General features: G+C 69.3%; 21 protein-coding genes. 11 read left to right on the plus strand and 10 right to left on the minus strand.

Features of this window, described 5'->3' with window-relative positions; all coding sequences use genetic code 11:
• Positions 1-180: 180 nt before the first annotated feature.
• Complete coding sequence (locus tag VGD44_RS09305; protein ID WP_331086191.1) at positions 181-435, minus strand: DUF2798 domain-containing protein; 255 nt, start codon at positions 433-435, stop codon at positions 181-183.
• Between the two features lie 582 nt (positions 436-1,017).
• On the opposite strand from VGD44_RS09305, the gene VGD44_RS09310 reads away from it, so the two are divergent.
• Complete coding sequence (locus tag VGD44_RS09310) at positions 1,018-2,022, plus strand: DUF4118 domain-containing protein (RefSeq protein WP_331086193.1); 1,005 nt, start codon at positions 1,018-1,020, stop codon at positions 2,020-2,022.
• Here VGD44_RS09310 and VGD44_RS09315 read toward each other — a convergent pair.
• The 6 genes from VGD44_RS09315 to VGD44_RS09340 form a co-directional block, all read right to left on the minus strand.
• Positions 2,019-2,522: a MarR family winged helix-turn-helix transcriptional regulator gene (locus tag VGD44_RS09315; RefSeq protein WP_331086195.1), complete on the minus strand. Its 504-nt coding sequence runs from the start codon at positions 2,520-2,522 to the stop codon at positions 2,019-2,021. The genes VGD44_RS09310 and VGD44_RS09315 overlap by 4 nt on opposite strands.
• Positions 2,523-3,070: 548 nt before the next feature.
• A complete protein-coding gene (locus VGD44_RS09320; protein ID WP_331086197.1) occupies positions 3,071-3,256 on the minus strand; it encodes a hypothetical protein in 186 nt (61 codons plus the stop codon).
• Positions 3,257-3,671: 415 nt separating this feature from the next.
• Positions 3,672-3,953 (minus strand): DUF5985 family protein, encoded by a 282-nt coding sequence (locus VGD44_RS09325; RefSeq protein WP_331086199.1) that lies wholly within the window; start codon positions 3,951-3,953, stop codon positions 3,672-3,674.
• Positions 3,950-4,216 (minus strand): DUF5985 family protein, encoded by a 267-nt coding sequence (locus VGD44_RS09330; RefSeq protein WP_331086201.1) that lies wholly within the window; start codon positions 4,214-4,216, stop codon positions 3,950-3,952. The genes VGD44_RS09325 and VGD44_RS09330 overlap by 4 nt, the downstream gene beginning before the upstream one ends.
• Complete coding sequence (locus VGD44_RS09335) at positions 4,213-4,584, minus strand: hypothetical protein (protein ID WP_331086203.1); 372 nt, start codon at positions 4,582-4,584, stop codon at positions 4,213-4,215. The genes VGD44_RS09330 and VGD44_RS09335 overlap by 4 nt, the downstream gene beginning before the upstream one ends.
• A gap of 13 nt (positions 4,585-4,597) precedes the next feature.
• Entirely contained in the window at positions 4,598-5,122 is a 525-nt protein-coding gene (locus VGD44_RS09340; protein WP_331086205.1) for a MarR family winged helix-turn-helix transcriptional regulator, read from the minus strand.
• Positions 5,123-5,655: 533 nt separating this feature from the next.
• Between VGD44_RS09340 and VGD44_RS09345 the strand changes: the two genes are divergently transcribed.
• Both VGD44_RS09345 and VGD44_RS09350 read left to right on the plus strand, forming a co-directional pair.
• Positions 5,656-5,838 carry a hypothetical protein gene (locus VGD44_RS09345; RefSeq protein WP_331086207.1) on the plus strand — a complete coding sequence of 61 codons (183 nt, stop codon included), beginning with the start codon at positions 5,656-5,658 and terminating at the stop codon, positions 5,836-5,838.
• Positions 5,839-5,996: 158 nt separating this feature from the next.
• Positions 5,997-6,398 (plus strand): hypothetical protein, encoded by a 402-nt coding sequence (locus tag VGD44_RS09350; RefSeq protein WP_331086209.1) that lies wholly within the window; start codon positions 5,997-5,999, stop codon positions 6,396-6,398.
• 7 nt (positions 6,399-6,405) lie between these two features.
• Here VGD44_RS09350 and VGD44_RS09355 read toward each other — a convergent pair whose 3' ends face one another.
• The gene (locus VGD44_RS09355) at positions 6,406-7,119 is read right to left on the minus strand and encodes a DUF4336 domain-containing protein (protein ID WP_331086211.1); all 714 of its coding nucleotides are present in this window, start codon (positions 7,117-7,119) and stop codon (positions 6,406-6,408) included.
• Between the two features lie 477 nt (positions 7,120-7,596).
• Here VGD44_RS09355 and VGD44_RS09360 point away from each other — a divergent pair, with 477 nt between their 5' ends.
• The 4 genes from VGD44_RS09360 to VGD44_RS09375 are packed head-to-tail and all read left to right on the plus strand — an operon-like array spanning position 7,597 to position 11,498.
• Positions 7,597-7,950, plus strand: coding sequence for a hypothetical protein (locus VGD44_RS09360; protein ID WP_331086213.1), 354 nt, complete (start codon positions 7,597-7,599; stop codon positions 7,948-7,950).
• A gap of 40 nt (positions 7,951-7,990) precedes the next feature.
• Complete coding sequence (gene otsB, locus VGD44_RS09365; RefSeq protein ID WP_331086215.1) at positions 7,991-8,749, plus strand: trehalose-phosphatase; 759 nt, start codon at positions 7,991-7,993, stop codon at positions 8,747-8,749.
• Positions 8,737-10,185, plus strand: coding sequence for an alpha,alpha-trehalose-phosphate synthase (UDP-forming) (gene otsA, locus VGD44_RS09370; RefSeq protein WP_331086217.1), 1,449 nt, complete (start codon positions 8,737-8,739; stop codon positions 10,183-10,185). Before otsB ends, otsA begins: the two co-directional genes overlap by 13 nt.
• A complete protein-coding gene (locus VGD44_RS09375; protein WP_331086219.1) occupies positions 10,182-11,498 on the plus strand; it encodes a hypothetical protein in 1,317 nt (438 codons plus the stop codon). The genes otsA and VGD44_RS09375 overlap by 4 nt, the downstream gene beginning before the upstream one ends.
• A 56-nt stretch (positions 11,499-11,554) precedes the next feature.
• On the opposite strand, the gene VGD44_RS09380 is transcribed toward VGD44_RS09375, so the two are convergent.
• On the minus strand, positions 11,555-12,424 hold the full coding sequence (locus VGD44_RS09380) for a hypothetical protein (RefSeq protein WP_331086221.1): 870 nt from the start codon (positions 12,422-12,424) through the stop codon (positions 11,555-11,557).
• A gap of 110 nt (positions 12,425-12,534) precedes the next feature.
• On the opposite strand from VGD44_RS09380, the gene VGD44_RS09385 reads away from it, so the two are divergent.
• On the plus strand, positions 12,535-13,830 hold the full coding sequence (locus VGD44_RS09385; RefSeq protein WP_331086223.1) for an SLC13 family permease: 1,296 nt from the start codon (positions 12,535-12,537) through the stop codon (positions 13,828-13,830).
• Between the two features lie 21 nt (positions 13,831-13,851).
• Here VGD44_RS09385 and VGD44_RS26510 read toward each other — a convergent pair whose 3' ends face one another.
• Positions 13,852-14,475 (minus strand): hypothetical protein, encoded by a 624-nt coding sequence (locus VGD44_RS26510; protein ID WP_414694627.1) that lies wholly within the window; start codon positions 14,473-14,475, stop codon positions 13,852-13,854.
• 389 nt (positions 14,476-14,864) lie between these two features.
• Between VGD44_RS26510 and VGD44_RS09395 the strand changes: the two genes are divergently transcribed.
• The 3 genes from VGD44_RS09395 (at position 14,865) to VGD44_RS09405 (ending at position 20,176) form a co-directional block, all read left to right on the plus strand.
• Positions 14,865-15,182, plus strand: a complete 318-nt coding sequence (locus VGD44_RS09395) for a hypothetical protein (protein WP_331086225.1) — start codon at positions 14,865-14,867, stop codon at positions 15,180-15,182.
• 254 nt (positions 15,183-15,436) lie between these two features.
• Positions 15,437-17,677 (plus strand): S8 family serine peptidase, encoded by a 2,241-nt coding sequence (locus VGD44_RS09400; RefSeq protein WP_331086227.1) that lies wholly within the window; start codon positions 15,437-15,439, stop codon positions 17,675-17,677.
• Between the two features lie 312 nt (positions 17,678-17,989).
• Entirely contained in the window at positions 17,990-20,176 is a 2,187-nt protein-coding gene (locus VGD44_RS09405) for a S8 family serine peptidase (protein ID WP_331086229.1), read from the plus strand.
• Positions 20,177-20,754: the final 578 nt, after the last annotated feature.

Here is a 20,754-nt window from a genome sequence, read left to right on the forward strand (position 1 = left end):
ATGGAGTTGCGCCTGAGGCCCGTGACTGCCTCCGGCGATACCATTGGGCCTTGGAAATCCCGACCTAGAGGGAGCGAGGGTGCGTTGGAGCAACAGGCCCATCCCTAGGGTCGCGCTCATCCGCCCTTATGAAACTCGACAGCGGTGCGCGTGGAGAACCGGTTCGACCCTGGTCGGTGTTCAGACTCTCCGCCCCCTCTGCGGGGCCTCCTCGCGTGTTAGGAGGTCGGTCAATTGGCGGATGGCGGGCGCCGCGAACAGCACGATCGGCAGCATCATCAGCCAAGCGAGCAGCCAGGACCGCAGCCAATGTAGGGTGAACGAGCCCGTATCCAGGAACGGGAGACTCGCGATCCCCGCCGCGAGCCCGCACGTCAGGCAGGACTGAATGACGCCATATACAAAGTGGCTGAACCGTCGCGGGATTCCGAACATTCGGGACCCTGGCCCTGCCTGGTGTTGAGAGACAGGGCGAAGCGGGGTCAGTACGAACGATTAGGGGCGGGCGCCCAACCCGTGAGCATCGCATCGCCTACGGCCGGTCCCGGTGCTTTCGACCTGGACGGCTAGAGCTAAGGCTCCCGGGAGCTGATCTCGATGACGGTCTGCGACGGGAGTCACGCGAGCCTTGCTCCGGCTTGCTTCGCCCGCCTATCGCCAACCGCGCCGAGTGACTCCTCGCGGCCGTCTGATCACCCGCGAGCAGGTACAGGGCCGTCATCACGCTGGCCGCGAGGTATCCCTCGACGGGCTGGCGCACGGAAGCTCCCGTCTCGCGGACCTGCATGGGCGGTCGGCGCCGGCACGATGCAGCATGGGCGCAGGAAGTCGGCGACCTAGGTCATGCCGTCGACCGCGCCACGACGGTCCCCGGCCTCATCAGTCAGACACCGGGGCTGGGCTTCGACGGCCCCGCCGGGCGAATAGGTCGCTATGCGATGGAAAATCAAAAGCCCGTGAGGCGCAGAAGCTTCCGACGTTCAGGCGCCGGCTCGCCTGTGCTAGACCCTGGATATGTTGTCGGAGCTGCGAGCGCACATCCCCCCCGACGCGCGTCGGGCCTATCTCGCCGCCCTCGGCGTCGTCCTCCTGGCCTTCGCCCTGCGGTTCGTCGCCCATCCGGTGTTTGGCGACCGCCATCCCTATTCGCTCTTCTTTCCGGTGGTGCTGCTCTGCGCTTATGCCTTCGGGCGCGGCCCGGCCGCCTTCGCCGCGGCGCTGTCGGCCGTCCTGGCCTACTGGACCTTCGTGGAGCCCCGGTTCGGCCTGGCCATCCGTCTGGACACCACGGCGCCGCTCATCCTTTTCGGTCTCACCGCCGGCGTCGCCATCTACCTGATCACAGGTCTGACGTCGGCCCTGCGGTCCCTCGCCGCCGACCAGGGCCGTTTGAGTGCGATGGCCGACGCCAACGCGGGCCTTTTCCGGGACCTTCAGCGGCGCATCGGCCATCACATGACCCTTTTGGTGGGCGTGCTCACCCTGCAGGCGCGCGGCGAGCCCGATCCGGAGGTTCTTCTGCTGCTGCGCAAGGCCGGCGAGCGATCGGAGTTGATCGCTCGGGCGCATCGGGAGCTGGGGGGATCGGCGTCGAGCCACGTTGACTTCGCCGCGTTCGCCGAGTCGCTGGCGCGTCTGACCTCCGCTGAAGCAAAGCAGCCGGCGGTGCGGATCGAAGTCTCGGGAGGGCCGTTGATCACGCCGACCGAGGTGGCGACCTCCCTGGGCGTCGCGCTCGCCGAGTGCCTGGCCTGGATCCTAAGGCACGAGCCGGCCGGGACCATACGGGTCGATCTGCGGCCGGACGGCGAGCGGCTTCGGGTGTGGATCGGCCTCGCAGGCGAGCTGGGCGAGTCCCCCGACATGCACGCACCCGCCGCATTCATATTCCAGGCGATGGTCGAGCAGTTGGGCGCGGCGCTCAGTGTCCGCGTGGACGACCTGGACGGCGCCGGCCTGGAGCTAACCGTGCCGCTGCCGAGCGAGTCTCCTGTCCTGAAGCCGGGTATGACAGTGCACTAGGACTTGCGGCGTGCGGCCTTCGGCCCCGCTGCCCCCGGGGGCTCGCCTGGCGGTGCTGGAACGTCCAGCTGCTCAAGCGCCTGCAGCAGCTCGGTGAAGACCGGCAGGTCGCTCTTGAGCTCACCGAGATTGTTGCGCGAGATGGTTTCCAGCTTTCGGGCGCCCGTGTCTGTAAGCGTGAGCAGGACGCGGCGGCGGTCTTCGTTCGAAGATCCTCGCGCAAGCAGGCCGCGCTCCACCAGCCTTTCCACGAGGCCGAGCGCGCTGTGGTTGCGGATCATCAGCGCACTGGCCAACTCGCTCACGGACATCGCCTGGGGTCCCGGATGAGCGCGCACGGCGAGGAGCGCCTGATGCTGCTGCGGCGTGAGCCCCAGGGCCTGCGCGCCCGACTCGCTGAACGCCAGGAAGCGCCGTAGCGCATGGCGGAAGGCGCCCAGGGCCTGGTAGTCCTCGGGCGAGAGGCGGCGCCGTTGGGGCTGGGCGGAGGAGGATCTCATGGCAGGTGGGAGGCCCTGTTGGTCGGCGACAACATCTCGCAGGATTCCTCGGCGAGCCCGCGATCCCCGTCAACTCTGGCGATAGATCCTGCCGCAATCTTTTGTCGCGGTCAGCCCGGCGCTGCGCCCGAGCGAAGCTGCCGGCCGGCCCGCGCCCAGCGCGGGATCCCCGAAAAGTTGAGCTGGAAACATCGTAAGGCGATGCTTTAGGATTGGCCGAGCGGCAGGGCAGGGGTGATGGCCAAATCGAGGAACGATCCGCGACCGCCGTCCGCGCCGCCCCGGCTCCGCGGCAGGACGGCGCTGCCGCGGAGCCCTCCCGCCCCGCAGGTCGAGCTATCCCCCGCAGCTTGCCGGCGCCGGCGCGAAGCCCTCGGCATCAGCCCGCACGAACTCGCGCGCCAGGCCGGGTTGCAGGAACTGACGGTGATCCGTTTCGAGGCGGCTCTGGTGCGGCCGCGCCCGGTCACGATCGTGGCCCTGCACAATGCCCTCCGGAGGTTGGAAGCCGTTCGAGGCTGAGCCTGGTCGAACGGGCGAACTGGACGTCAGGATGCCGGCCTCTCGCCCGACAGCGGGCCGGACGAAGCTGTGGCCTTCGCGGTTTCCTGGGCCAGCAGCCGCCATTCGGCGGCCAGGGCGAACAGCTGCTCGCGGTCCCGCGCCTGCGTGGCCTTCCGGGCGGCGTCTTCGGCCTCCTGTGCGCGGCGCAGACAGTCGTCCACATCAGCCATGCGGGGCTTCGCGGGCCCGAGCCGGTCGTCGCGGGGTGGGGTTTCTGGCATTGGCGTCAGCGTCCCGCATAGAGGTTGCGCAAGCGCCCGGTGCGACGGAGGGCGGAAAACGTCGTTGCGCCAGGTCTGACTGCGCCGAAATCATCTATCCGGAGCGAGGCTGGACCACAAATATATCGTGACGCGATATTCAATGAAATGAGCGGGAAGTGCGGCGTGTGCAGCACATCAAGCTTCGGCGCCCTGAAGCGCATGCTCGGGTATGCACCGGCAGGATCGGATGAGATTGTGGCGTTGCGGGTGTCGCGCCGGGGTGGTCAGCCTCACGAACGATAGACGCAGGCGCGCAGCGAGAGTGATGCGCACGATCCCTGTGCAACCGGCGCCCGCAGCTTCCGGTTGACGTGGACGAACGTCAGCGCTGGCGCCGCGCGCGAAGGTTCTTGACGAGGATCGCGCCGATGATCAGTGCGAAAGCCGCCAGTCGCAGCAGGTAAACGATCGAGCGGCTCTCCTCCGGCAGCCCCAGGAGAACGGTCGCGCCCTGGCCCACGGCCATCAGCCAGAACGCGCCGGCGAAGGCGGCGAACAGGGCGTCCCGGGTACGCGCCCAGAAGCGCAGGAAGAAGAGGCCGACGGTGAAGTAGCCGCCGGCGATCAGCCCGCCGACGAAGGCTTCGGTCGCGACGGACGTCACCGTTCCACCTCCCAGAGGAATCCGTACAGGAAGATCCCGATCGCCAAGCCTGCAGCCGCCTGCCGCGCGACCCAGAGATCGACGCCCCGCCACACGACGAGGTCGATCACGAGCAGAAGATTGTTCAGGGTGAGCGCGGCGAAGCCCAGGCCTGCCCAGAGCAGCAGACGGGACCGGCTTCCCCGATAGGCGCGCAGCAGCAGCAGGGCGCAGACCAGGGCGGCGAGGAAACAGAGCAGGTAGACGATGGACGCGAGGCTCATCGGCGGTCGCTCCCTCTGAAGCGGAAGGCGTCGGCCAGCTGTTGGATGCGGTCCTCCGGCGCCACGATCAGGTTGATCACCGTGACGGGCCGCTCGCGATACTGTCGTTCGATCACCTCGCCGAACTCCGCCAGCAGGGGCGACGCCGGGGCATAGCGGTAACGACCTTGGCCATCGTTGGCGACAAGTCCCGAACGCTCAAACCGTTCCAGGGCCGAGGTGACGATCGGCAGGCTCGCCCGGAGCTCGTCGGTCAGCTCCCGCGCCGTCCAGCCGCCCTCCCGCCCGCGCCGCAACATCAGCAGGAGTTCGAGGGACCAGACCGACGGAAGGTGCGTCCGGATCAGGTCGGGGAGATCGCGTTCCACGGACACCGGCGTCTCAGGCCTGCGGTCGCGGCCGCCCCTTACGTCCGCGACTGGCCTCGACTTCACGCGGGCTTGGTAGGTCGAGCTGTTCGAGCGCCTGGAGCAGGTCCGTGAAGACCGGGATTGTGCTCTTGAGCTTGCCGAGGTTGTTGCGGGAGATCGTTTCGAGCGCCTGCGCACCCGCCTCGGTCAAGGTCAGTGCGACGCGGCGACGATCATGCGGTGCGGCAGCCCGGACCAGGAGTCCACGCTCGACCAGCCGATCCACGAGGCCGAGCGCGCTGTGGTTCTTGATCAGCAGCGACTCCGCAAGCTCTCCGACGCTCATGGCCTTCAGGCCGGCGTGCGCCCGGATCGCCAGCAGGGCCTGGTGCTGCTGGGGGGTCAGGCCCAGGGCGCGCGCGCCGGCCTCGCTGAACGCGAGGAAGCGGCGCAAGGCCAGCCGGAACGCGCCGAGCGCCTGGTAGTCCGGCGTCGTCAGTTTGCGCCGGGACGCACGGCGCGCAGTCATAGGCGGGCGAGCGGTGGTTGCGGTCACGGTCGGTCTCGTTGCGCGCCCGACGGGTCGGCTGTGCCCAGACAACGCTACGCCAGGATCGACAAGATTCGACCCCGCCGCCAGATGCTTGATGGAATCCCCCGGGCCGCGCGGCGTCAGCATCCGACCTGTCTCCTTACCCGCTCGCCCTCGCACCGTCGTTACATCGCGGGGCGATGCAAGGGAAGCCCGAGCCGCCTCGCGAGAGCGTGATTTGGCAGTTCGATAGATCGTAGTACGATCTAATTGACGTGAAGGGCTCCTAGGTACGAGCCGGCGCGTCGACCCCGGGAGGAAGGCCGGGCGCTCCCACTCCGGCCTTCCATCCGAGCCCCGCCGACGCTTCGCCGCGCGGCGTGCCGGGCGTTCCTGCGCATCGCCGCGCGACCCGTCGCCCGTTCGGGGTGGGTCCGGCGATCCCGTTCACGGGGGTTGGAGGCCAGCAACAGGAGGACCCCTTCCGAGATGGACCACGAAACTAAGCCGCTGAACGCATCGGCGGACGGCGGGGTGGTTCGCCGGTGGTGGGCGGGATGCCGGCCGACGCGGAGGCGCATATGAGCGCCGCGGCGGTCGACGAGCGGGCCGTCTATCGGTCGCCGTTTGACGATCCCGTCCGGCCCCGCCGCATGAGCCCGGCCTGGCCGGCGCCCTGCGGCGTTCCCGTCTCAGGCGGGACCATCCGCATCCCCATCCGCTTCGCGCTGCCGGACTGAGGCAACGCGTTCTCGATGAGCCCGAATGCTCCCGCTTGCGTGATTTTGTCCGGCTTATAGATCGTAATACGATCTAATTCCCCGCGTGACGAGTCCGCCCCGCGCCGCCCCCATTGAGCGTACTCCGCCAGCGCGACGCTTCGAGAAGGAGCTCAGACATGACGACCACTGAGGTGCGGTCAGGTGGGTTCGACCCGCAGGATGACGTGGTCGCCCATGCGGAAATCCTGTATTTGCCCGGGCCCGCGCGGCCCGGCGGCGACCTTCCGGCCGCGTGGTCGTCCGAGGGTGAGGGCTTCGTCGCTTCTCTCTTCAGCGTGCGGCCGCTCGGAAGCGGCTGGCGGCTGCAGAGCGACGGGCTGGAACCGATCGTCTTCGCCAGGGGCGGCCATGCCGAGCGCCAAGCCCGGCGGTTGGCCGCGTGCATTGCCAGGCTCGGCCGCGACGCGCGAGTGAACGTCTACGACGCCCACGACCAGCTCACCGGCTCGATCAGCTATTTCGGCTGCCGAGCGCCACCGAGGCCAGACGCCTCCGCGCGCTACCCCTGGGCGTACTAGGGTCAGCCTATCGCGCTGAAACAAGGAGCCAGCGGAAGGCGCGCCTCAGTTCCGCGGCCCCGTCGCGGGCGAACCAGCGGCCGTGGGCGATGATGATCCTCTCCGGGTCCCAGGCGATCATCTGCTCGACGGCGGCGCGCAGCTCGTCCCGTGGGAACGTCAGGCGCAGGTCGCGCGCCATGCCGCCGGTCGGCGCCTCCACGCCGCCCAGCCGCACCAGCCAGCGCATCAGGCGCGAGCCCAGTCGCCGGCTCTCGAAGTTTTCGATCAGGTCGGTGAGGACCAGCGTGCGGCTCGGGCGGTGGAAGAACACCACCTCGGTCATGAAGCGGCCGAACACCGGCAGGGTGGCGACCGCGTCGTCCCACGGATAGCCGTCGGTGCGGTCCAGCGGGCAACCTTGGAAGGCGATGTGTCGCCCGGCCTGCCGCTTGACCCGCGGCGCCAGATAGGCCTGCGCGTCCGGGAACGCGGCCACCCAGTCGGGCAGCCACCAATAGTGCAGCCGGTTGGGCCCGACGAGCCAGTCGACCGAGCCCAGCCGGGAGAGTTCGTGGCGCAGGCCTGGCGTGAGCGCGGTGGGCGAATGGACGAGGAGCCGGCCGTGCGGCAGGCGCAGGACGGTCATGCGCGTCGGGAAAGGCAGGCCGACGCCGCCGGAGTGGAAGCGAATCGTCGGGCCGTCGACGATCCAGAGGTCGGCTGCGACAGGCTTGAGCACGTTCAGTGGCTCATAGGGTTCAAGCGTCGTGCTCATGGCGATGGACGGATGAAGCGGCGGCGCCGCCGAGTCCTGGAGTGGCCCGACCGCGCCGCCCGCGGGCGCCCCAGCGGCCTTCCGGCCGCGCGCCCCATCTCCACCCGCAGCCGTTCCTCCAATGTCTAGAGGCCGGCCACGTCCGCCCGCGCCTGACCGTGTTGCCCCGCCAAGCGCGGTGGATGACCGCGGCGCCGGTGACCGGGGTATAGTGGGCCGGCGCCGCATGGATCCTGAATCGACCCGCTCCAACCCCTACATCACCATCCAAAATATCGTAAGGCGATGTTTTATAACATGACCGTGAGGTGACACCGCGTTTCGGCGCGCTGCATAAGGCGCCGCGACCGGCGTCGATCACCTCGCTCTCGGAGGCGTGACTTTAGTTATATCGTGTTGCGATATATATGCCTGTCGACGACAACAGAAGGAGAAGCTCGCGTGAGTTCGAGCGAGATGGAGACGGTCCTGGTCGTCTGCGCAGATGCGGACAAATGCGCTGAGATCGTGGCCCGGCTTCAGGACGATGGCGCGAGCGTCGTCGGCTCTGCCCATACGGCCGGACTGGCCCTGGCCCTGACGGCCCAGATGGCCCCCCGCTCGGCGATCCTCGTCGGCGAGACGGCCGGGCGCCGCAACGCCGACGAGCTCGCGCAGGCGCTGTCCGACACCTGGGGGGTGGAATGCTTCGTGCTGCGCCACGACGACGAGATCACGCAGCTCGCGGCCATCGGATGCGCCGCCGAGGCCCCCACGCCGGGGCTGGAAGCCCTCCGCCGGGCGCGGCTGCAATAGCTGGCGCCTTGAACCGATGAGGAGATCGCCGCCAGCCGCCATGGCGAGCCTGCCGCTCGCCGAAGCGTCGCTGTTTCTCGACCTGGACGGCACGCTCGCTCCCCTGTGCGATTCGCCGGGGGACGTCCGTCCGCTCGCGGAGCGCACGTCGCTGCTGCGCCTGGCGGGCGAGCGCCTCGCCGGGCGCTTGGCGATCGTGAGCGGACGCACGATCGAGAGCGTCGATGCGATCTCGGAAGGCGCCTGCGCCGCCGTCGCCGGCGTGCACGGCCTGCAGCGCCGCACGGCGTTCGGGGGGCTGGAGACGACCGCGCCGCATCCGAGGGTCGAGCATGCCGCCGCGCTCATGGCGGCGTTCGCCCAAGGCCATCCGGGTCTCCTGGTGGAGCACAAGGACCAGAGCGCGGCGCTGCATTACCGCGGAGCGCCGAACGCGGAGCCGGCGGTGATGGAGTTCGTGCAGCGGCTGGCCGAAACCGAGGCGCTCGAGGTCCAGCCCGGCCATCTGGTGATGGAGGTTCGCACGCCAGGGCCTGACAAGGGCGCAGCGGTCCGCGCATTCCTGTCGGAGGTTCCCTTCCGCGGGTCGACGCCGATCTATTTGGGCGACGATCTCACCGACGAGCCGGCCTTCGCCGAGGTTGCCGCCCGGGGCGGCGTGGGGATCCTGGTGGGGCGCGAGCGGCCGACCGCGGCGAGGGCGCGGCTGGAGGACCCAAGCGAGGTCCTGGCCTGGCTGGCCGAGAGCCTGCAACGCGGCGCCTTCAAGCTGGGGAGGGCGTTCTCATGGGCCGCCTGATCGTCGTGTCCAACCGCGTCCAGGCGCCCGGGGACGCCGGCGTCGGCTCCGCCGGCGGCCTGGCCATGGCGCTCGCGGCCGCGCTCCGCGAGCATTCAGGGCTGTGGTTCGGCTGGAGCGGCCAGACGAGCGAGGCCTTCACCGGCAAGGTGACGACCCGCCGCGTGGGCGCCGTCAACGTCGCCACCATCGATCTCGATGAGCAGGATCGGCAGGAGTACTACAACGGCTACGCCAACAAGACGCTGTGGCCGCTGTTCCACCACCGCACCGACCTGGCGTCCTACGAGCGCTCGTTCGACGCCGGCTATGCGCGCGTCAACGAGCGCTTCGCCGCGGCGCTGGCGCCGCTCGTCGCGCGCGACGACATGATCTGGGTCCACGACTACCACCTGATCCCGCTCGCCCGGGAGCTGCGCAAGCGCGGCGTCAGGAACCGCATCGGCTTCTTCCTGCACATCCCCTGGCCGTCGCGGCGCGTGCTCACGAGCCTGCCGCGCCACCAGGAGCTGGTCGAGGCCCTGCTCGACTACGACCTGATCGGCTTCCAGACCGTGGACTCCCGAGAGGCCTTCCAGGGCTACGTCACCGACACCCTGGGTGGGGCGGTCTCGGCCGCAGGGGACGTCGAGCTGCTCGGCCGGCGCACACGCATCGGCGCCTTTCCCATCGGCATCGACGTGGAGGATTTCCGGCAGGCCGCCGCCTCGGCCACGGCTCAGACGGTCCACAAGCGCATGCGCCGCAGCATGACGGGCCGCAAGATGATCCTGGGCGTCGACCGGCTCGACTACTCCAAGGGGCTCGAGGAGCGCTTCCTCGCCTATGAGCAGTTCCTGGCCGACAACGCCGACCAGATCGAGAACGTCTTCTTCCTGCAGATCGCCACCCTGAGCCGCGACGAGGTGGAGGCCTACCAGGACCTGCGCGCACGCCTGGACGCGGTGAGCGGGCGGATCAACGGGGCCTATGCGACGATCGACTGGGTGCCACTGCGGTACGTGAACCGCTCCTACCGGCGCGACGAGCTGGCGGGCGTCTACCGGGCCGCACATGTCGGCCTGGTCACCCCGCTGCGCGATGGCATGAACCTCGTGGCCAAGGAATATGTGGCGGCCCAGGATCCGGACGATCCTGGCGTCCTGATCCTGTCGCAGTTCGCGGGGGCCGCCGAGCAGATGGACGCGGCCCTGATCGTCAATCCGTTCAGCCGGGAGGACGTCGCCGAGGCGATCCGGCGGGGCCTCGTCATGCCGAAGGCCGAGCGCGTCGTCCGGTGGCGCGAGTTGATGGATGGGGTCGAAGCGCAAGGCGTGTCCCTGTGGCGCGACGACTTCCTGATGGCCCTGCTCGAGCCGCGGAGCGGGGGCGGCGCGCCAGCCGAACCGCCGAGTCCATTTGGTGAAAGGCTCCCGAGCGGTTACGCAACCGCATGACACGGCGATTCTGGGTAGCGCCGTTTGCGGCGGCGCTCACGCTCCTGCCTGCCCTCGCGCACGCCGCGGCGCCGGGCGCTGACGCGCCGGCGCTCTTCGGCGCACCGGTCGAGTTCTTTCTCTTCGGGTTGATGCTTCTGGGCGTCGCGGTGTTCCACCATCGGACGCTGGAAGTGGCGCTTGCGGGTCTTGTGATCATCCTGGCGTACCAGGGATTCGTCAGCGGCTTTCCGACCGGCTTCGGCCCGGGCGCGCTGGGCGAGCATCTGCTCCACGAGTGGGTCATCCTTACCAACCTCATGCTGCTGCTGGTGGGCTTCGAGCTGCTGTCGAACCAGTTCGAGCGCAGCAACCTGCCGGACCACCTGCCGAGCCTCTTGCCCGACAACTGGACTGGCGGTCTCGCGCTGCTGGCGATGGTCTTCGTGATGTCGGCCTTCCTCGACAACATCGCCGCCGCCGTAATCGGCGGGGTGATGGCGCGACACGTCTACAAGGGCCGGGTGAGCGTGGGTTTCCTCGCCGCGATCGTGGCCTGCGCCAACGCTGGCGGCGCAGGAAGTGTGATCGGGGACACCACCACGACCATCATGTGGCTCAACGGCGTCTCGCCGATCACGGTGTTGCCGGCCTTCCTCGCCGCCGCCGTGGCCTTCGTCGTGTGCGGGATCGCGGGAGCTGTCTCGCAGCAGCGGTTCCAGCCGATCCTGGCCAACGACGAGCCAGGCCATCCGCTGCAATGGCGGCGAGTCTGGATCGTCGTCTTCATCCTGGCCGCCGCGGTCGCCACCAATATCACCGCCAACGCCCTCACAGAGGGCGAGGAGACCGCTCCCTGGCTGGGCCTGGCGGTCTGGGCGGCGTTGATCCTGACCTCCTTTGTGGCCCGGCCCGACTGGGCGGTGACGCGGCCTGCGCTGAGGGGCGCAAGCTTCCTGGTGGCGCTGGTCGCTGCGGCGTCTCTCATGCCGGTCGACGCCCTGCCGGAGCCGAGTTGGCAGAGTGCGCTGGGCCTCGGCTTCCTGTCGGCGGTCTTCGACAACATCCCGTTGACCGCGCTTGCCTTGGAACAGGGGGGCTACGACTGGGCGCTACTGGCCTACGCCGTCGGCTTCGGCGGCTCGATGGTCTGGTTCGGTTCCTCAGCCGGCGTGGCGCTCACCAACTTCTACCCGGAAGGCCGCTCCGTGGTGCGCTGGCTGAAGGAGGGCTGGTTCGTGCCGCTCGCCTATGTCCTCGGCTTCTTCGCGATGCTGCTGCTCCTGGGCTGGAACCCGGAGCCGATCGTGCCGGGCGCACACGCGACCTCCTGAACTGGCGCCGCAACGGGGCGGAGCGCCCCAAAGTCGACAGGACGCTCCCGGCGTGGCTAGTCACGCCACTCCGCCAGGAGACGACCCTCATCACCCGTCTCGAAAGCCACCCGGTCGAACTCCACTGCGTAGAGGCACACGGGCCTGTGGGCGGCGCTTTCGCTCCAGCAATGAGCGACGCGCCCGTCCGGGAACGCCGCAAGGCGACCCTCGATGACCAGGCGATAGCCTTGCGCCAGGGGCAACGGTTCGCCGTCGTCCAGCTTGACGACGTGCTCGTAGGCGCGCTCGGCGCGCCGGCCGATCCGCGAGGCGCCTGGCTCGAACAGGCGCGCGAGCCCGAGCGTCTCGGCCGCCGGCGGCGTGGGCGACGCCGGCACGGGCGTCTCACGCGGCGGCGGGCACCTCTCCGAAGCCGTCCAGGGTTGGGGAATCCAGAAGCCTTCCACGGCTTCGAGCCGGTCGGGCGCGACGGTCTCGTGGACCACAGGCAGGGTCGTCCAGATCGCCGGCCGCGCCATGAGGCGCACGGTCCGCTTCTCGGAGTCGAACTCGTAGTAGGCCTGCGACCCGCCCGGCCGCACCTGTGGGCCTTCGCATCCGAACGGAATCCGCAGCGTGAACTTCCGACCGGCGAGGGAGTCCTTCGTCCCGGCCGCGCCGGCGCCGTTCGCCGCATAGGCGGCGGCAAGCGCGTTCGCCGAGGCGACCAGCTCCGTCCGGCCCCAGGTCGTCTCGGGGACCGGCCTGGGCGCGGGGCTTGCGGGCGGCGCGGCGACAGTGGGGGGCGGGCGGGGCGGCTCCTTCGCGCTGCGGGTGGCGAACAATGCGGCCGCGACCACGACGAACGCGATCGCGGCCACGATGGAAAAGGGCGCGATCAGCCCGAGTTTGCGGTCGCGGGACCCCGAACTATTGTCGGCCATGACCGCACAATAGCAGATCGGCGGGTGGTGGTTCTGGCCCAGCTCCGAATTTCTCGCCGCCGCGCGGACGCCGGCTCTATTCCGCTCGGCGCCGCAGCCGGTCGACACCGATGACCCAGCCCCAGCTCGTGGCGCTCGCGGTGCTCGCCGCCGTGGTGGCGGCGCTCATCCACGGCCGGCTGCGCTCGGACGTCGTGGCCTTGTCGGGCGCAGCGATCCTGCTCGCCACCCGCACCGTGCGACCCATTGAGGTGCAAGGCGCCTTCGCAAGCCCGGCGATCATCGCCCTGGCCGCGCTCTTCGTGATCGCCTACGCCATGGAGCTCTCCGGTCTCCTGGGCCTCCTGATCCGCGGCGCCACCCGTCTCTGCAGCCACCTGGGCGCCGCCGGCCTCTGGATCGTCGTGGGGCTCGCTGGGGCCGTCTCGGCCTTCCTGAACAACACGCCGATCGTGGTCCTGGCCGCGCCGGTGGTGCGCGACGTGGCCGAGTCCATGAAGCTCTCGCCGAAACGCTTCCTGATCCCTTTGTCCTACGTGACGATCCTCGGCGGGGCCTGCACCCTGATCGGCACGTCCACGAACCTGTTGGTCAACGACATGGCGCGCAGCGCAGGCCAGCCGGCCTTCGGCATGTTCGAGATCACGCCGGTCGGCGTGATCGTGGCGCTGGCCGGCGGTGTCTACCTGTTGCTGTTCGGAGGCCGGCTTCTCACGTCCGGACCGTCGGACGCGCCGGAAGGAGAGCGGGTGCTGGGAGAGCAGAACGCGCCCGACGACGACCCGAGCCTCTTCCCGGTGAACCGCCCGTTCCAGCCGGTGAGGGCGCTGAGCGCGCTGGCGGTCTTTGTCGCCGTCGTGTCCGCCGCCGCGCTCGGTGTGGCGCCCATCGCCGCGACCGCCTTCGCGGGCGCCGTGCTCCTGGTGCTGCTTGGCGTCATCAGCGTTGATGAGGCCTACCGCGGGCTACGGCCCGAGGTGCTGTTCCTGATCGCGGGCATGGTGGTCGTCGGGCTCTCGCTGGAGGTCACCGGCCTTGCCGCCGTAGCTACAGACGCGCTGGTGGTCTGGGTCCGCGACCTGGGGCCGCTCTGGGCGCTGGCGCTGCTCTACGGCGCGACGCTGCTTCTCACGGAGGCCCTTTCCAACGCCGCGGTCGCCGTGTTGCTGACCCCCGTGGCGGTGGCTTTGGCGGAGAGCCTCGGCGTCAGCCCGAGGCCCTTCCTCATCGCGGTCATGATGGCCGCAAGCGCCGCCTTCGCGACCCCCTTCGGCTACCAGACCAACGTCCTCGTCTACCAGCTGGGGCGCTACAGTTACCTGGACTTCGTGCGGATCGGCGTCCCGCTCAACCTCCTGACGTGGGCGCTGGGCGTGGCGGTCATTCCGGCCTTCTTCCCGTTCTGACTGCCACACGCCTTTCGGACCTCATCGGCGCTCGCCGTAGCCGTAGCCCACCTGCCGGTCAGTGGCCTCCCGGCGGATCCGCGCCGAGAGCCGGTCGAAGCGGCGATCCAGGTCCGCCCGCTCGGAATACGAGAGGCCGCCGCGGCGGTAGCGCGACTCCAGGCGGGCGATGTCGCGGAACTCGTCGCGCAGGCGACGAGCCTCCGGGCCCGTCAGGTCTCCCCGGCGCACGCCGAAGTCGATCCGCCGGTCGAGCTCGCGCTGGCGCTGATTGACGTTCATCCAGACGCCGCGGGTATCGGTCCAGCCGGGTCCGCCGAACCAGCCGCGTGCGACCTGGCGGTCACGCCGTTCGCTGCGGATCTGGCGGCTGAGGGCGTCGAACCTGCGGTCGAGGTCGTCGCGCTCCCAGCGGGAGAGGCCGTCGCCGCGGTAGCGGGTCTCCAGGCGGGCGATGTCGCGGAACTCGTCGCGGAGGCGATCGGCTTCCCGGCGATTGAGCTGGCCGCTGCGGACGCCCGCATCGATGCGGTCGTCGAGCTGGCGCTGCCGCTCGTTGATGGGGGCCCAGCGCTGGGCCTGGGCCGGCAGGGCGCCGCCCGCCACAAAGGCGGCGGCGGTGAGAGCAAGGGCGAGACGTCTCATGGATCCTCCAAAGTCTCCGTTTACGGCTCCGGCGCGTGACGGTCGGTCCACGCGCAGGCGCGGCAGCCGAAGCTCCGTCGGCGCCGCGCTCCGGTGGCCGGTTCAACGGCGAGGGGGGATGACAGTTCTATCGTTTCACGATGTATTGTTCCGCCGGCCGGACCCCCTCGAGGCCCGGGCCGGGTTGTCCGTTGGCAGGCCCACGCCCTGTCCAGCCGGCACCGCCGAGCGAAACCCGGGCAACTGAACATAGTCCCGGCTTCGAGACCGACCTTCAGGGGCCTGGACTGCAGTGAGGTGAGGGAGGGCATACATGACTACCCCGGCCCACACCGGGCTCGTTCCCACGAGATGCGGACCGGCCAGCCACCTGGCGGCTCCCGCAGCGCATGCTGGCGCAGGAACGCGGGATCCTGGTGCGCCATGCCACGCCAGTTTGGCGCGCCAAGATGCGTGACCCAGGGCCGGGCCCGCCGGGAAGCCGCCAGCAAGCGCTGGCCGAAGCGCGCAAGCTCGTCAGGACCCTCGCGTCGGCGCCGGATCCCAAGCGGCGCGCGCAGGCGGTGCTGTCGGAGCTTCGCCATAGCGGCGGCTGGTCGCCCGAGGCTCGCAGCGCCATCGAGGCGGCAGACGCCTGGCTCCGCGAGCGCCCCGCCGTGGAAGCGATCGGACCACGGCTCCGAGCCCTGCTGGCGCGTCTGGCGTGAGTCCCTCCGGCGCCCTCAGTCGGTCACGGGCAACCGCCACGGCCGTCGCCGGCGTCAGACGTCGCATGCCCAGGCTGACGGAGCCGCGCGGCATCGCGACAGCGTGTCGCAACTGAAATAGATCGCCATGCGATGGAATCCGCCTACAACACGCCGCGGCGGGTGGGGCTGTTCTCAAGCTCGGGCTCATCGATGGTGGGGCGGATCCTACGCCTCTGCTGTCGATGGGCGCGATTCGAGACGGCGGAGTATCAATGACGACGTTCGCAGAGCGCGCCTCCGGCGCGCAGCGCCCCGACACGCTGCTTATCCAGTTCGATAGCGACTTTCCTGCCGCCGAGCGATCACGTGCGCTGGAGGCTATTGGCGGCCGGCTGGAAGAAGAGATCGCCAACGGCGAAGGGCAGCTCGTCCGCGTGGGGCTGGGCAACGGCGTGTCGGTCGAAAAGGCGATGGAGATCCTGTCGCACCGGCCGGGTGTGAGGTTCGCCGAGCCGGACTTCATCGTCAGCATCGACGCCGTAGCCAACGACACCAGCGTGGCGGGCGGGCAGACCTGGGGGCTCTACGGAGACAAGGGGAGCCCCAGCAACGCCTACGGAAGCCAGGCCACCGAGGCCTGGGCGGCGGGTTACACCGGCAGCACGAAGGTCGCGGTGGGCGTCGCCGACACCGGCGTGGACTACACCCACCCCGACCTCTACCGGAACATCTGGCTGAATCAGAAGGAGATCCCGCTTTCGCTGCGCAGCGCGCTGCGGGACACCGATGCGGACGGGCTCATCACCTTCCGTGACCTGAACAGCGCCATCAACTCCAGCTACGTGGCCGACAAGAACGGGAACGGCCGCATCGACGGCGGCGACCTGCTGCGCGACGTGCGCTGGGAAAATGGCCTGGACGAGGACGGCAACGGCTACCGCGACGACCTGATCGGCTGGGACTTCGTCAACAACGACAACGACCCGATGGACGACAACGGCCACGGCACGCACGTGGCGGGCATCATTGGCGCCACCGGCGGCAACGGTATCGGCGTCGCGGGGATCAACTGGTCCGTCCAGATGGTGCCCCTGAAGTTCATGAACGCCAGCGCCTACGGGTACACCTCGAACTCGATCAAGGCGCTGGACTACTTCACCAACGCCTCCAAGGCGGGCACAGGGGTCGACTTCGCCGCGACCAACAACAGCTGGGGCGGTGCGAGCTATTCCACGGGCCAGTTGGACGCCATCACCCGCGGCGCCAAGCAGGGCATCCTGTACGTGGCGGCGGCCGGGAACAGCGGCAAGAACAACGACGCGACGGCCTACTATCCGGCCAACTACTCGACAAAGGCCTCGGCGGGCTACGAGGCCGTCATCTCGGTGGCGGCCACCACAAGCACGGGAGCGCTCGCCAGCTACTCGAACTACGGCTCCACCACGGTGGACCTGGGCGCGCCCGGTCAGTCGATCTTCTCGACCCTGATGGGCGGTGGCTACGGCTACAAGAGCGGCACTTCGATGGCCACGCCCCACGTGGCGGGCGCGCTCGCGCTCTACTCGGCCGCGCATCCCGGCGCCTCCGCCGCGGCGATCCGCGCCGAGCTGCTGGACTCCACGATCTACACGAGCGCACTCAACGGCAAGACCGTGGCGGACGGGCGGCTGGACGTCGGCTCGTTCCTCGGAGCCACGACGGCAGTCGGCGGCGACGCCGGCGCCGGCGGCGTGACGGTCACCGGGACGGCCGGCGCCGACCTGATCGCCCCGACCGCCAACACGGGCGCCGACACGCTGATGGGCATGGCCGGCAACGACACCCTGAAGGGCGGCGCCGGCAACGACCGGCTGGAGGGTGGGGATGGGACCGACCATCTGTACGGCGAGGCTGGCGGCGACACCCTCCTGGGGGGCGCCGGCGGTGACCGCCTGGACGGCGGCGCCGGCGCGGACCGGATGGACGGCGGCGCGTCGTCCGACACCTACTATGTGGATTCGATCTCCGATCAGGTCGTCGAGACCTTGGCCGGCGTCACCGGCGGAACCGCGGACAGGGTCTACAGCTCGGTCAGCCAGACCCTGGGCGCGAACGTCGAGCGCCTGATCCTGACGGGGTCGGCCGCCGTCAACGGGACGGGCAACGGACTGGCCAACGTCATGTACGGAAACGCCGCGAACAATGCGCTGTCCGGCCTTTCGGGTGCGGATATCCTCAGCGGTGGCGGCGGCGGCGACACGTTGCGCGGCGGCGCCGGCGCGGATCTCCTGACTGGCGGGTCCGGCGCGGACCGGTTCATCTTCGCCAAGGGCGAGGCCGCCGGCGACCGGATCAAGGACTTCAGCGGCTACGACATCATCCAGCTCACCGGCTATTCCGCGGGCTCGACGATCAGCCGCCTCGCCGGCAGCACCACCGACTGGGTGATCCGCGACAAGGCGACGGGCTCCACGGAGATCCTCGAGTTGTCCAACGGCTACGTCCTTGGTTCAGGCGACTTCCTGTTCGCATAGCCGGGCGCCGGATGCTTCGCATCGCCCGACGGGCGATCCCCGGGCTTAAGGAGTCCCGGGTCATGGCCCGTCGGCCGGGGCTTCATGCACCAGCCTCCATGCGTGGGTCCGAGTGTCGCAGGCGGCCCCACGGCCGCCGTTAACCATCCTCCGACGCACAGACTTAATAGTTCGGGCCGCGATGTATTCGGGCGGCGTCAACGGACCCTGCGCCCGGACGAAACGGCCGGCCGCTCGGGATCCCGGCGCCGCGGGCTTGTCGCGGCGGACTTGCTTCGCCCCGTCAGGCCCCGCTTGACGACAGGAGAACCGATGTCCCATTCCGCCACCCTTCAAGTCGGTATGTATCGGCCGGATCAGATCTTCCTTGAGGTCGACGCGGAGCATGGCCGCGCGCTGGAAGCCATCCGGGGCCAGCTGCTGGATATGGTGGATGGCGGCGCCCGCGGCGAAGACGGATACCCGCCGGGCGGGCCGCTCGCCAAGCCGGACGCCGGCGTCGGCCAGGAGGTCGCCAACGACACCAGTGTGGTCAGCGGCCAGACCTGGGGTCTCTACGGCGACGTGGGCGCCCAGACCAACGTCTACGGCAGCCAGGCCGCCGAGGCGTGGGCCGCGGGCAACGTCGGCTCGACAAAGACCGCCATCGGCGTGGTCGACACCGGGATCGACTACACCCATCCCGATCTCTTCCTCAACATCTGGCTGAACCAGAAGGAGATCCCGCTCACGTTCCGCTCGTCGCTGAGCGATATCGACACCGATGGGTTGATCACCTTCCGCGACCTGAACGACAGCCGGAATTCCAACTACGTCGCCGACAAGAACGGCAACGGCCGCATCGACGCCGGCGACCTGCTCAACGACGCCCGCTGGGAGAACGGCCTCGACGACGACGCCAACGGCTATCGCGACGACCTGATCGGCTGGGACTTCGTCAACAACGACAACGACCCGATGGACGACAACGGCCACGGCACGCACATCGCCGGCACGATCGGGGCCACGGGCGGCAACGGCGTGGGCGTGGCGGGCATCGCCTGGGAAGTCCAGATGGTCGCCCTGAAGTTCCTGAACGCCTCGAACTACGGCTACACCTCGAACAACATCAAGGCGCTGGACTACTTCACCAACGCCTCAAAGGCCGGGACCGGCGTCGAGTTCGTCGCCACCAACAACAGCTGGGGCGGCGCGTCGTACTCGCAGGGGCTGGTGGACGCCATCGTCCGCGGCGCCAAGGCCGACATCCTCTATGTCGTCTCCGCCGGCAACAACGGCGCGAACAACGACGCGACCCCCTACTACCCGTCCAGCCTCTCGACGCTGGCCGGCGCGGGCTATGAGGCGGTGATCTCGGTGGCGGCGCTGACGAGCGCGGGCGCGCTGGCCAGCTGGTCGAACTATGGTTCGACCTCGGTCGACATCGCCGCGCCGGGTTCGGGCATCTACTCCACCATGCGCGGCGGCGGGTACGGCACGAAGAGCGGCACCTCGATGGCCGCGCCGCACGTGACCGGCGCGCTGGCGCTTTGTGCGGGCGAGAACCCCGGCCTCACGGCCGCCCAGCTGCGCGAGGCGCTGCTGGGCTCGGCGGCGCCGACCGCCTCGGTGCTGGACAAGGTGGCCAGCGACGGGCGCCTGGATGTCGCCAGCTTCCTCAACCTGGCCGTATCCGCGCCGGAGCTGCCCTCCGAGCCTGATCCCACCCCGGCGCCCGAGCCGACGCCGACACCAACACCGACGCCCACGCCGACCGCCGGCGTGGTGATCACGGGCACCGCCGGCGCCGACGCCATCTCGCCGTCGACGACGGTGGCGGGCCAGTCTGTGCTGCCGACCAGCTACGGCGACACGATCTCTGGCCTGGCTGGCAACGACACCCTGAACGGCGGGGCCGGGGCCGACAATCTGCAGGGCGGCGCGGGCAACGACGTCTACGTCGTCGACAACGCCGGCGACACGGTGGTGGAACTGGCGGGCGAAGGCTACGACTCGGCGCAGAGCAGCGTGAGCCACACGCTGTCAGCCAACGTCGAGCGCCTGACGCTCACCGGCTCGAGCAATATCAACGCAACGGGCAATGACCTGTCGAACATCCTGATCGGCAACTCTGGCGCGAACTTCATGTTCGGCGCGCTGGGGAACGACAAGCTCGACGGCGCGGGCGGGAGCGACACGCTGGGCGGCGGCGGCGGCCTTGACACGCTGTCCGGCGGGGCCGGCGCCGACCGCCTCGACGGCGGCGCGGGCGCAGACCTCTACGTGGGCGGCTCCGGAAAGGACATCTACGTGTTCCAGCGCGGAGAACTCGGTGGGGACGCAATTCAGGATTTCGCGAAGGGCGACAAGATCCAGCTGCACGGCTACTCGGCGGGATCAACGATCGCCAAGGTGAACGGGACCGAATGGCTCGTCACCGATGGCGCGACCGGGCAGACCGAGCTTCTGAAGCTCCTCAACGGGTACCATCTGAAGAACGCCGATTTCCTGTTCGCGTGAACCGCCATGCCGCGTCCGGTGACATCGAAGCTCACCAGGATCATCGCCGTTGTCCGGACGACGCGAGTCTAGGGCTCCGGCGCCGCGGGAACAGCCGGCCCTGACTGACTCGGAGACGACCTTGGGGAGGTCCGCTGTCGATCAGAAACCCAAGGGTAAGACTATGGCCAAGCCCGGGATGCCCCAGATTCCATTCGCAAAGATAGATTACGTCTGTAAGTAGATTGTCAACCACGGGGGCTCCCCACCACTAGGTGATGTTCGCGACGTCCCCCTCCCGGCATCCGATCAAGGTCCGTCCCTGGCGCATCTGAGACGATCCGGATCGACAGACGAAACTCGTTAACACGAACCGGGGGCGGAGAGCTAAGCGAGCTCTTCAAGGACGAGATGTATGGCGGCCGTGCGTTCGCCTCTCTGGGCGATGAGGTCAGCCCTGGCGCCAGGCGGTCGGCTGAACCGTTGGCTCAGCCCGCGAAGGCTGGCCGCGCCGTCCCAACGGACGAGTTTGTCGCCCGGGCGCAACCCGGCTCGCCAGGCGGGCGCTCCAGAGGTGACCCTTGCAACGAGGATGTCGC

The organism is Phenylobacterium sp., assembly GCF_036402295.1.
In the GTDB taxonomy this organism is placed as follows: Bacteria; Pseudomonadota; Alphaproteobacteria; order Caulobacterales; family Caulobacteraceae; genus Phenylobacterium.

Bases quoted from the DNA above. Each gene is read 5' to 3' on its own strand.
- VGD44_RS09305 (WP_331086191.1), bottom strand. From the start codon at position 435: ATGTTCGGAATCCCGCGACGGTTCAGCCACTTTGTATATGGCGTCATT.
- VGD44_RS09405 (WP_331086229.1), top strand. From the start codon at position 17,990: ATGTCCCATTCCGCCACCCTTCAAGTCGGTATGTATCGGCCGGATCAG.
- otsB (WP_331086215.1), top strand. From the start codon at position 7,991: ATGGCGAGCCTGCCGCTCGCCGAAGCGTCGCTGTTTCTCGACCTGGAC.
- VGD44_RS09380 (WP_331086221.1), bottom strand. From the start codon at position 12,424: ATGGCCGACAATAGTTCGGGGTCCCGCGACCGCAAACTCGGGCTGATC.
- VGD44_RS09330 (WP_331086201.1), bottom strand. From the start codon at position 4,216: ATGAGCCTCGCGTCCATCGTCTACCTGCTCTGTTTCCTCGCCGCCCTG.
- otsA (WP_331086217.1), top strand. From the start codon at position 8,737: ATGGGCCGCCTGATCGTCGTGTCCAACCGCGTCCAGGCGCCCGGGGAC.
- VGD44_RS09345 (WP_331086207.1), top strand. From the start codon at position 5,656: ATGCCGGCCGACGCGGAGGCGCATATGAGCGCCGCGGCGGTCGACGAG.
- VGD44_RS09350 (WP_331086209.1), top strand. From the start codon at position 5,997: ATGACGACCACTGAGGTGCGGTCAGGTGGGTTCGACCCGCAGGATGAC.
- VGD44_RS09375 (WP_331086219.1), top strand. From the start codon at position 10,182: ATGACACGGCGATTCTGGGTAGCGCCGTTTGCGGCGGCGCTCACGCTC.
- VGD44_RS26510 (WP_414694627.1), bottom strand. From the start codon at position 14,475: ATGAGACGTCTCGCCCTTGCTCTCACCGCCGCCGCCTTTGTGGCGGGC.
- VGD44_RS09320 (WP_331086197.1), bottom strand. From the start codon at position 3,256: ATGGCTGATGTGGACGACTGTCTGCGCCGCGCACAGGAGGCCGAAGAC.
- VGD44_RS09385 (WP_331086223.1), top strand. From the start codon at position 12,535: ATGACCCAGCCCCAGCTCGTGGCGCTCGCGGTGCTCGCCGCCGTGGTG.
- VGD44_RS09315 (WP_331086195.1), bottom strand. From the start codon at position 2,522: ATGAGATCCTCCTCCGCCCAGCCCCAACGGCGCCGCCTCTCGCCCGAG.
- VGD44_RS09395 (WP_331086225.1), top strand. From the start codon at position 14,865: ATGCTGGCGCAGGAACGCGGGATCCTGGTGCGCCATGCCACGCCAGTT.
- VGD44_RS09400 (WP_331086227.1), top strand. From the start codon at position 15,437: ATGACGACGTTCGCAGAGCGCGCCTCCGGCGCGCAGCGCCCCGACACG.